Here is a 1,336-nt window from a genome sequence, read left to right on the forward strand (position 1 = left end):
CCTAGCAGGTTTCTAAAAAATCACCGTCCACTTTCGTGGGAGTAGTTTGGGCTGTAAACTCGGCGAAGCACAGAGCCCAGGAGCCTTGAATGCGTGGACGGGAACCGGAGCAGCCAGCGCTGTTCAGCTACGTGAATCTGGAGAGCCGGGTGCCGCGGGATCATCCGCTGCGCACGATCAAATCGCTGGTCGACAAGGCTCTGAGCGAGCTTTCCGCCCGCTTCGACACGATGTATTCACGTCGCGGCCGGCCGAGCATCCCGCCCGAGCGGCTTCTGCGGGCGCTCTTGCTGCAGGTCTTCTACTCCGTCCGGAGCGAGGCGCTGCTGATGGAGCAGCTCGATTACAACCTGCTGTTCCGCTGGTTCGTCGGGCTTGGGATCGACGACGAGGTCTGGGTGCCTGAGACCTTTTCGGTGAATCGCGACCGCCTGATGGAGGGCGACGTGGCGCGGGCGTTCTTCGACCAGGTACTCGCGGAGGCGCGGAGCCACAACCTGCTGTCTGACGACCACTTCACCGTGGACGGCACCCTGCTGGAAGCTTGGGCGAGCCAGAAGAGCTTCCGGCCGATGGACGAGCCGCGGGATCCGCCCTCCGGCGACCGCAACCCGGAGGTGGATTTCCGGGGCGAGAAGCGCAGCAACCAGACGCACCGCTCCACGACGGACCCGGACGCACGGCTCGCGAAGAAGGGGAACACGGCGGCCAAACTGTGCTACACGGCGAGTTCGCTGATGGAGAACCGCAGCGGTCTGATCGTCGACACCGAAGTAGAGCACGCGACGGGCACGGCCGAGCGGGACAGCGCGCTGGCCATGCTCGCGCGGCAGCCGAAGCGGAAGAAGCGCCGCACGCTGGGCGCCGACAAGGGCTACGACACGATCGACTTCGTCGCGGGCTGCCGGGCGCGGGGCTTCACGCCGCACGTGGCGCAAAACATCACGAAGGGTCGCGGGAGCGCGATCGACGGCCGCACGACCCGCCACGCCGGCTACAAGGTGAGCCAGCGCAAGCGCAAGCTCGTCGAGCAGGGCTTTGGCTGGGACAAGACGATTGGCCTGCTGAACAAGCTGCGCCATCGCGGCAAGCAGCTGGTCGGCTGGGTCTACACCTTCACGTCGGCCGCATACAACCTCGTGAGGCTGCGCACGCTGATCATGGGCGGAGTGCGCGCGTGAGCGACACGAGCGGCCTCAAACGCGCCGCACGGGGCACCGAAACGTGCTCGAGGGCGGCGGCGGCTTTCCTCTGGGCACCGAGCAGAACTTTTTTTGGACCTGCATTTCGGATCCGCGCCAGCAAACGACCACTTTTTTAGCGCCCTGCTAGGCGA

Annotated in this window: 1 protein-coding gene; it reads left to right on the forward strand. The window is 65.5% G+C overall.

Translation table 11 applies throughout. The features are described 5' to 3' along the window. The first annotated feature begins 89 nt into the window (after positions 1-89). Positions 90-1,181, forward strand: a complete 1,092-nt coding sequence (locus HNQ61_RS28180) for an IS5 family transposase (protein ID WP_170035427.1) — start codon at positions 90-92, stop codon at positions 1,179-1,181. The last annotated feature ends 155 nt before the right edge of the window (positions 1,182-1,336 follow it).

The sequence above is a fragment of the Longimicrobium terrae genome, assembly GCF_014202995.1.
Classification (GTDB): domain Bacteria; phylum Gemmatimonadota; class Gemmatimonadetes; order Longimicrobiales; family Longimicrobiaceae; genus Longimicrobium; species Longimicrobium terrae.

What these genes read in the sequence shown, in the direction of transcription:
- HNQ61_RS28180 (WP_170035427.1), top strand. Translation starts at nt 90, where the DNA reads ATGCGTGGACGGGAACCGGAGCAGCCAGCGCTGTTCAGCTACGTGAAT.